The 8,237-nt window shown below is 69.3% G+C and carries 9 protein-coding genes; 5 read left to right on the top strand and 4 right to left on the bottom strand.

Annotated features, from left to right (window positions below; genetic code table 11):
• Window positions 1-110 precede the first annotated feature (110 nt).
• Together ACQE3C_RS14770 and ACQE3C_RS14765 are read left to right on the top strand one after the other, a co-directional pair.
• Window positions 111-1,079, top strand: coding sequence for an IS481 family transposase (locus ACQE3C_RS14770; RefSeq protein WP_259808974.1), 969 nt, complete (start codon window positions 111-113; stop codon window positions 1,077-1,079).
• 32 nt (window positions 1,080-1,111) lie between these two features.
• Window positions 1,112-2,410, top strand: a complete 1,299-nt coding sequence (locus tag ACQE3C_RS14765) for an LCP family protein (protein WP_434539895.1) — start codon at window positions 1,112-1,114, stop codon at window positions 2,408-2,410.
• A 47-nt stretch (window positions 2,411-2,457) separates the two neighbouring features.
• Here ACQE3C_RS14765 and purE read toward each other — a convergent pair whose 3' ends face one another.
• Both purE and ACQE3C_RS14755 read right to left on the bottom strand, forming a co-directional pair.
• A complete protein-coding gene (gene purE, locus ACQE3C_RS14760) occupies window positions 2,458-2,964 on the bottom strand; it encodes a 5-(carboxyamino)imidazole ribonucleotide mutase (protein WP_434539894.1) in 507 nt (168 codons plus the stop codon).
• A complete protein-coding gene (locus tag ACQE3C_RS14755) occupies window positions 2,957-4,069 on the bottom strand; it encodes a 5-(carboxyamino)imidazole ribonucleotide synthase (RefSeq protein ID WP_434539896.1) in 1,113 nt (370 codons plus the stop codon). Before ACQE3C_RS14755 ends, purE begins: the two co-directional genes overlap by 8 nt.
• A gap of 155 nt (window positions 4,070-4,224) precedes the next feature.
• On the opposite strand from ACQE3C_RS14755, the gene ACQE3C_RS14750 reads away from it, so the two are divergent.
• A complete protein-coding gene (locus ACQE3C_RS14750; RefSeq protein WP_434539893.1) occupies window positions 4,225-4,734 on the top strand; it encodes a PH domain-containing protein in 510 nt (169 codons plus the stop codon).
• 60 nt (window positions 4,735-4,794) lie between these two features.
• Here the strand turns inward: ACQE3C_RS14750 and ACQE3C_RS14745 are convergent, their stop codons facing one another.
• Window positions 4,795-5,625 (bottom strand): biotin--[acetyl-CoA-carboxylase] ligase, encoded by an 831-nt coding sequence (locus tag ACQE3C_RS14745; protein WP_434539892.1) that lies wholly within the window; start codon window positions 5,623-5,625, stop codon window positions 4,795-4,797.
• 127 nt (window positions 5,626-5,752) lie between these two features.
• Here ACQE3C_RS14745 and ACQE3C_RS14740 point away from each other — a divergent pair, with 127 nt between their 5' ends.
• A complete protein-coding gene (locus ACQE3C_RS14740) occupies window positions 5,753-7,327 on the top strand; it encodes an acyl-CoA carboxylase subunit beta (RefSeq protein WP_434539891.1) in 1,575 nt (524 codons plus the stop codon).
• Between the two features lie 16 nt (window positions 7,328-7,343).
• Window positions 7,344-7,574, top strand: a complete 231-nt coding sequence (locus ACQE3C_RS14735; protein WP_434539890.1) for an acyl-CoA carboxylase subunit epsilon — start codon at window positions 7,344-7,346, stop codon at window positions 7,572-7,574.
• Window positions 7,575-7,586: 12 nt separating this feature from the next.
• Here the strand turns inward: ACQE3C_RS14735 and ACQE3C_RS14730 are convergent, their stop codons facing one another.
• The gene (locus ACQE3C_RS14730; RefSeq protein WP_434539889.1) at window positions 7,587-8,168 is read right to left on the bottom strand and encodes a DUF937 domain-containing protein; all 582 of its coding nucleotides are present in this window, start codon (window positions 8,166-8,168) and stop codon (window positions 7,587-7,589) included.
• Window positions 8,169-8,237: the final 69 nt, after the last annotated feature.

Genomic DNA, 8,237 nt, shown 5'->3' with positions numbered 1-8,237 from the left:
CTAGGTGTTGGTGGCAGGGACGTTCATGACAGTTGTGCGGTTGACGTGAAGGGAGGACCCCCGCTGGGCTGTGGCTTGTCGAAGGTCACATCTCAACAACGGAGGTCCTCATGTCCCACCCTAAGGCCCGGTTGAACGTCAACGGGCGACTGTTGCTGGTCCAGCGTGTGCGCGTGCAGGGTTGGCCTGTCGCTCACGCCGCGAAAGCGATGGGCATCTCACGCCAATGCGCCCACCACTGGCTCAAGCGCTACGACCAGTACGGCGAGTCAGGTCTTCACGACCGTTCCAGCCGGCCCCACACCATGCCACGGCGCACCAGCCCAGCCGTCGAGGCCCGGGTCCTGGCCCACCGCGCACAGTATCGCCGAGGCCCTGCCCGGATCGCTGCTGCCACCAACGTTCCCGCCCGGACCGTGACCGCGATCCTGCGCCGCCACCACATGCCGCCCCTGGCGCACCTTGACCCGATCACCGGCGCGGTGATCCGCGGCAGTCAGGCCAGCAGGCGCCGCTACGAACGCCAACGCCCCGGTGAGCTCATCCACATCGATGTGAAGAAGATCGGCAAGATCCCCGACGGCGGGGGCTGGCGCCTGCACGGACGTGCCGCCACCAGCGCCGCCAAGAACAAGCGGGAACGGATCGGCTATGACTATGTCCACGCCGCCGTCGACGACTGTTCCCGGCTGGCCTATGTCGAGATCCACGACGACGAGAAGGGCACGACCTGCGCAGGCTTCCTCACCCGCGCCGCAGCGTTCTTCGCCAGCCAGGGCATCACCCGCATCGAGCGCATCATCACCGACAACGCGTTCGCCTACCGCAACAGCCGTGACTTCAAAGCAGCAGTCAAGGCCATGGACGCGAAGCAGAAGTTCATCAAGCCCCACTGCCCCTGGCAGAACGGCAAGGTAGAGCGCCTCAACCGGACCCTCGCGCTCGAGTGGGCCTACCGGCAGCCCTTCACCAGCAACCAGGCCCGCCGCGATGCCCTTGCCGACTGGCTCACCTTCTACAACACTGAACGAGGCCACAGCGCCCTCAACGGGAAACCTCCCATCACCCGAGTGTCATGAACCTGTCCGCCACCAACATCTAGGCTGGCAGGGTGAGTGATGAGCGCAACCCGGACCTGGACTGGCTCTACCGCCGTGAGCCGGAACCGGACCCCGAGGCGACCCAGGTGCTGCCGCCGGTGGCGGACAGCCCCCGGCCGGCCGGCGCCGCCCATCACCCTGACGGGCCGGGCGGCACTCGGATCATGCCGGCGGTCGGTGGGCCGTCGGAGGCCTCCCGCCCAGCGCAGGGCGGCCACCAGCAGGGCAGTTACCAGAATGGCGGCTACCGGCAGGGCCCGCCCCAGCAGCCGCCGCCCCCGCGACAGCAGCCCTCCGGCAACTGGGGTGCGCCACCGCCGCCCCCACCGAAGCCCCCGCGTCGGCAACGGCGGCGGCGCCGCGGGTTCGGGCCGGGCCGCATCCTGCTCACGCTGGTGCTCGCCTACCTGGTGTTCATGGTCGCCACCCCGCTGTGGCATTTCACCCGCGGCAACACGGTGCAGGCGATGCCGTCCGGGCAACGTCCCGCCGACCAGCCCGGACGAGTGTTCCTGCTGGTGGGCAGCGATTCGCGGGAGAACCTCACCGACGAGCAGCGCCGCAAGTACGGCACCGGCACCACCGAGGGGGCGCGCACCGACACCATCCTGATGCTGGTCATCCCCGAGTCCGGGGACCCGGCGCTGATCAGCCTGCCGCGTGACTCCTACCTGCCGATCCCTGGCCACGGCTCCAGCAAACTGAACGCCGCCTACGCCTGGGGCGGGCCGCAGCTGCTCGTCGCGACCGTGGAACAGAACACCGGCGTGCGCATCGACGGCTACCTGCAGATCGGCATGGTCGGCTTCGCCGAACTGGTCGACGCCGTCGGCGGCATCGAGGTGTGCCTCGATGCCCCGATGAAGGACCGCGACTCCCACGCCGACTTCCCGGCCGGCTGCCAGGACTTCGACGGCGTCGACGCCTTGGCCTACGTGCGGATGCGCAAGGCCGACCCCACCGGCGACATCGGGCGGATGGGCCGCCAGCGCGAGGTGATCGGCAAGGTCGCCAAGAAGGCCGTCTCGCCGCAGACCCTGCTGCCGCACCGCTGGTGGGCGATGAACCAGGTCGCCGGCCAGCTGCTGGTGCGCGACCAGGACACCTCGACCCTCGACGTGGGGCGGGCGGCGATGGCCTTCATCGACATTGCCGGCGGCAACGGGTACCAGTTGGTGGTGCCGATCTCGGACCCGAATGCCACCACCAGTGCGGGGTCGTCGATGATCTGGGACGAGCAGCGGGCCGCGGAGATGTTCGCGCTGGTGAAGGCGGGCAACACCAACGGGATGGAGCAGTTCGTCCGCTGACGCCCGACCGTGCGTGACGCCGGCAGTGGCGCAGGGGACGAGCGGCCTCAGCGGTTGAAGCCGCGCACCGCCTCACCCTTGGCCAGGGCCGCGTCACGCAGGGACGACTGGAAGGCCAGCACCTTCTCGGTCAGCTCGGGGTCACCGGAGGCGAGCATCCGCACTGCCAGCAGCCCGGCATTGCGGGCGTTGCCGATGCTGACGGTCGCCACCGGCACCCCGGCCGGCATCTGCACGATCGACAGCAGCGAGTCCATCCCGTCCAGGTACTTCAGCGGCACCGGCACCCCGATCACCGGCAGCGGGGTCAACGCGGCCAGCATGCCGGGCAGGTGGGCCGCTCCCCCGGCACCGGCGATGATGACCCGCAGCCCCTGGGTGTGGGCCTCGCGGCCGTAGCGCACCATGTCCTCGGGCATGCGGTGGGCGCTGACGACATCGGCCTCGTAGGCGATGCCGAACTCGGCCAGGGCTGCCGCCGCGGCCTCCATGGTGGGCCAGTCCGAGTCGGAACCCATGACGATTCCCACGAGTGGAGCATTGCTTTCACGCATTGGGGTCTCCCATCAGGTAACCGGCCGCGTGTGCGGCCCGGCGGCGCACCACCTCGAGGTCGTCCCCGTAGGTCGTCACATGCCCGACCTTACGGCCCGGCTTGACCTCTTTGCCGTACAGGTGGGCGCGAAGTTCGCGGTCGCGGGCAAAGCAGTGCAGCAGCGCCCCGGTCAGGTCGGTCTCGTCACCGCCGAGCACATTGGCCATCACCGCGACCGGGGCGCGCATGTCCGGCTCGCCCAGCGGCAGGTCCAGCACCGCACGGATGTGGTTCTCGAACTGGCTGGTCCGGGCGGCATCGATCGTCCAGTGGCCGGTGTTGTGGGGGCGCATCGCCAGTTCGTTGACCACCACCGACCCGTCGGCGCGTTCCATCAGTTCGACGGCGAGCATGCCCACCACGCCCAGCTCGTGCGAGATCCGCAGGGCCAGCTGCTGGGCGGCCACCGCGGCCGGTTCCGACAGCCCGGGGGCCGGCGTCAGGGTCTCGACGCAGATGCCGCCGGTCTGCACCGACTCCGAGATCGGGTAGGCAGCGGCCTGCCCCGAAGGGCTGCGGACGACCAGGGCTGAGAGTTCGCGGGCGAAGGGGACGAACTCCTCGGCGACGATCACGACCTGCTCGCCGGCCGAGACCTGCTTCATGCCGGTGAACGGCTCGTCGACCCCGTCGGGTCCCTCGATCTTCCAGACGCCCTTGCCGTCGTAGCCGCCGCGGCTGGTCTTGGCGATGATCGGCCAGCCGATCTCGTCGCCGAAGGCGCGCAGTTCGTCGGCGTCGGCGCAGACCCGCCAGGTCGGGTTGGGGGCGCCGATGGCTTCCATCCGGGCCCGCATGACCGCCTTGTCCTGGGCGTGGACCAGCGCGTCCGGGCCGGGGCGCACGGCGATGCCACGGGACTGCAGGTCATGCAGGATCGTGGTCGGCACGTGCTCGTGGTCGAAGGTGATCACGTCGCAGCCGGTGGCGAAGGCCTCGACGGTGGCGGGGTCGGTGTAGTCGCCCACCGTGACGTCGGCGATCACCTGGGCGGCCGAGACGTCGGGGCCCTCGGCCAGCAGCCGCACGGTGATGCCGAGGCTGATCGCGGCCTGGTGCATCATCCGGGCCAACTGGCCCCCGCCGATGATGCCGACGACGTAGCGACCATTGCGTCCTGTGGGGGTCTGATTCACGGACGAGAGACTACCGTGCTGCCCTGCGCCACCCCTGGCAGCGAGTCGCGCAGTGGGCGCACCGCCCGTGACACACTGGGGGCATGGGATTCGATCCAAGACTGCTCGGCGATGGCGAGCGCGTCGTCCGCCACATGCGCACCCACGGCAAGGCACTGATCCTGCCCGCGATGTGGCTGATCCTGCTCGCCGCCGTGGTGGGGCTGGGCCTGGGGTACATGCCCGAGTCGTGGAACCCCTGGGGCAGCATCGCGCTGGGCGTGGTGGCGCTGGTGGTCTTCATCGCGCTGGTGCTGCGGCCGTTCCTGCAGTGGTACACCACGACTTACACGATGACCGACCGGCGCATCATCACCCGCCGTGGTGTGTTCTCCAAGACCGGCCACGACCTGCCGCTGCGGCGGATCAACAACGTGAGCTACGAGCGCAGCCTCACCGACCGCCTGCTCGGCTGCGGTTCGCTGGTGTTCACCACCGCCGCCGAAACCCCGGTGACCCTGCCCGACGTGCCCGATGTCGAACGGGTCCACGTGCAGATGACCGAACTGCTGTTCGGCTCGGCCGAAGAGGCCGAGATCGAGCGGGACGAGTAGTCACGGGCGGGACGAGCAGCCGGGTGCCAACCAGTGGCGCCAGCCCGGTGACTGCCGGGCTCAGGTGCGCGGCGGCCGCAGGTGGTGCACGTCCCCGGCGGCGAAGGCCTTCAGCCCGTCCGGGGTGCGCACCAGCAGGCGACCCTGTTCGTCCACCCCGGTGGCGCTGCCGTGCACTGACGTGCTGGGGCTCAGTTCGACGCGCACCTGCTGGCCGATCGTGCCGCATTCACGTTGGTAGGCCTCGACCAGGTGGCCGCGGCGCTGCCACAGCTCGTACAGCTCGGCGAGTTCGTCCAGCAGGGCGGCGATGACCCGGTCCTTGTCGGAGTCGAGGCCGGCGCCGGCCAGGGAGGTGGCGGTCGGCACCGGCAGTTCGTCCGGCGCCAGGTCGATGTTGAGGCCGAGCCCGATCACGGCGGCCGCGTGCTGCTGCCCACCGGCCGCCTCGTGGCGCTCGAGCAGGATGCCGCACAGTTTCCCGACCCCGGGTGCATCGGTGACCAGCACGTCGTTGGGCCACTTCACCTGCACCCGGTCGGCCAGTTCGCGGCTGGGTGCCGAGGCCCGGACGGCCCGACTGACTGCCAGACCGGTCAGCAGCGGCAGCCAGGTCCAGTCCTGCAGCGGACGGGTGGGGCGCAGCAGCGCGGAGATGGCGACCGACGACCCGGGCGGCGCGGTCCACGTGCGGTCGAGCCGGCCTCGTCCGCTGGTCTGGTGCTCGGCGACGAGCACGAGCCCTTCGGCCGCCCCGGCCCCGGCGAGGGCGGCGACATCGGCATTGGTCGACCCCGTCTCGGCGATGGTGCGCACTTCACGCCACAGCCCACGGCTGGTGGCCAGCAGGCTGGTGATGGCGGCGGCGTCAGCAGGTGGAGTGGCAGGCACGCGCCTCAGCGTACCCATCGCGGTCCGGTTCTCGAGTTTTGAGAGATTTCTCACAGTGGGCACGAAGCCTGTCCCACCAGTGGAGGCACCTTGTCCCTGCCGCCGCCGCAAAAGCTAAGGTCACGTCATGGACATCGACATCCACACCACCTCCGGCAAGCTTGCCGATCTGGGACGCCGCATCGACGAAGCTGTCAATGCCGCCCCGCCGGCCGCCGTCGAGAAGCAGCACGCCAAGGGCAAGATGACCGCAAGGGAGCGGGTTCTGGCCCTGTTGGACGAGGGTTCTTTCGCGGAACTCGACCAGTTCTCCCGCCACCGCTCCACCGCGTTCGGCATGGACAAGAAGCGACCCTACGGTGACGGCGTTGTCATCGGGATGGGCTCGATCCATGGTCGACCGGTCTGCGTGTTCAGCCAGGACGTCGCCATCTTCGGCGGGGCGCTGGGCCAGGTCTACGGCGAGAAGATCGTCAAGATCATCGACTTCGCCATCAAGACCGGCTGCCCGCTGATCGGCATCAACGAGGGTGGTGGCGCCCGCATCCAGGAGGGCGTGGTGTCGCTGGGCCTCTACGGCGAGATCTTCCGCCGCAATACCCACGCTTCCGGGGTGATCCCGCAGATCAGCCTGATCATGGGCGCGGCGGCCGGTGGCCACGTGTACTCCCCCGCGCTCACTGACTTCATCGTGATGGTCGACCAGACCTCGCAGATGTTCATCACCGGCCCCGACGTGATCAAGACCGTCACCGGCGAGGACGTCACCCTCGAGGAGCTCGGTGGTGGCCGCACCCACTCGGCCAAGTCGGGCACCGCCCACTACCTGGCGGCGGACGAGACCGATGCGCTCGAGTACGTCCGCGACCTGCTCAGCTACATGCCGCAGAACAACCTCGAGGAGCCCCCGGTCTACGAGGACGCCGAGGTCGACCTCACCATCACCGACCACGACCGCCAGCTCGACACGATCATCCCGGACTCGCCGAACCAGCCCTACGACATGACCACCGTCATCGAGACGGTGCTCGACGACGATGAGTTCCTCGAGGTGCAGGCGCTGTACGCCGGCAACATCGTCTGCGGCTTCGGTCGCATCGAGGGTCGTCCGATCGGTGTGGTGGCGAACCAGCCGCAGGTCTTCGCCGGCTGCCTCGACATCAATGCCTCCGAGAAGGCGGCCCGGTTCATCCGTACCTGCGATGCGTTCAACATCCCGGTGCTGACCTTCGTCGACGTGCCGGGGTTCCTGCCCGGCACCGACCAGGAGTACAACGGCATCATCCGCCGCGGCGCCAAGCTGATCTACGCCTACGCCGAAGCGACCGTGCCGCTGGTGACCGTGATCACCCGCAAGGCCTACGGCGGTGCCTACGACGTGATGGGGTCCAAGCACCTCGGCGCGGACGTGAACCTGGCCTGGCCGACAGCCCAGATCGCGGTGATGGGCGCCGAGGGTGCGGTCAACATCCTGTACAAGCGGGAACTGGCCGACCTGGACGACCCGACCGAGCGTCGCGCCGAGCTCATCCAGGAGTACAACGACGAGCTGGCCAACCCCTACGTGGCCTCGGAGCGCGGCTACATCGACCAGGTGATCTACCCCCACGAGACCCGCGCCGAGATCATTCGGGTGCTGCGGCTGCTGCGCAACAAGCGCGAGGCCCTGCCGCCGAAGAAGCACGGCAACATCCCGCTGTGAGCCGAGGAGGTCACCGATGAGCGAGATCACCGAACCGGCCGCACCGCCGGTCTTCGAGGTGTCCCGGGGCAACCCGACCGACGAGGAACTGGCCGCAGCCATCACGGTGCTCAGCCTCGCCCTGGCACCCCGGCCCAACCCGCGACCGGCCTCGGACAGGGCGGTCGCGGGCGGCTGGAACTCCTACTACCGCGTGCTGCGCCGGGAACACCGGTCCGGCCGCGGCGCCTGGGGCGCCCGCTTCTGAAGGTCGTCGGACTCAGCGACCGAGCAGGCCGCCGAGGATCTGGCCGAGGATGCCACCGCCGGGCTGCTGCTGGGTGGGCTGGGACTGCTGACCACCGCCGAGCACGTTGCCGAGGATCTGGCCCAGGATGCCACCACCCTCACCGCCGGCCGCCTGGCCGAGGATGTCGGTGCCCCCGCCTTCGTTCTGCTTCGCGGTGATCTGCTTGGCAATGTAGGCCAGCACGATCGGGGCCAGGATCTTCAGCAGCTTCGGCATCTGGCTGGACTGGGCGACGGTGTCAGCCGCCTGCAGGCCGCCGAACTGCTGGTCGCTGCCGAGCACGTGGTTGACGATCTTGGCGCCGTCCTCCTGGTCGACCTCGTCGAGGTCGAGGCCGGGAGTGTTGAACAGGGTCGAGGACTGCGCGTGCTGGCTCAGCGCGCTGGCCAGGGACCGCTCGCCCTGCGGGTCGGACGCGTTGGTGGCCATGCCACCGACCAGCGCGCGGATGGCCTCGGCGGCACCGGCTTCAGCGGTGGCGGCATCGGTGCCCAGCTGCTGGGCGAGTTGTTCGGTGTCGATCTGGCTGAGGATCTCGGACTCAATGCTCACGGGGTTCTCCTTGTGGTGGCGGGAACTGATAGTTCCAATCTGGCACGCCACGCTGGCGCGCAGGACCGT

Origin of the sequence: Aestuariimicrobium sp. Y1814, assembly GCF_050113895.1 — a bacterium.
Classification (GTDB): Bacteria; Actinomycetota; Actinomycetes; order Propionibacteriales; family Propionibacteriaceae; genus Aestuariimicrobium.
This window is presented reverse-complemented; position numbering and strand designations above follow the sequence as displayed.

Coding starts and splice junctions, on each gene's coding strand:
- ACQE3C_RS14770 (WP_259808974.1), top strand. CDS start 111: ATGTCCCACCCTAAGGCCCGGTTGAACGTCAACGGGCGACTGTTGCTG.
- purE (WP_434539894.1), bottom strand. CDS start 2,964: ATGCGTGAAAGCAATGCTCCACTCGTGGGAATCGTCATGGGTTCCGAC.
- ACQE3C_RS14755 (WP_434539896.1), bottom strand. CDS start 4,069: ATGATGCACCAGGCCGCGATCAGCCTCGGCATCACCGTGCGGCTGCTG.
- ACQE3C_RS14750 (WP_434539893.1), top strand. CDS start 4,225: ATGGGATTCGATCCAAGACTGCTCGGCGATGGCGAGCGCGTCGTCCGC.
- ACQE3C_RS14740 (WP_434539891.1), top strand. CDS start 5,753: ATGGACATCGACATCCACACCACCTCCGGCAAGCTTGCCGATCTGGGA.
- ACQE3C_RS14735 (WP_434539890.1), top strand. CDS start 7,344: ATGAGCGAGATCACCGAACCGGCCGCACCGCCGGTCTTCGAGGTGTCC.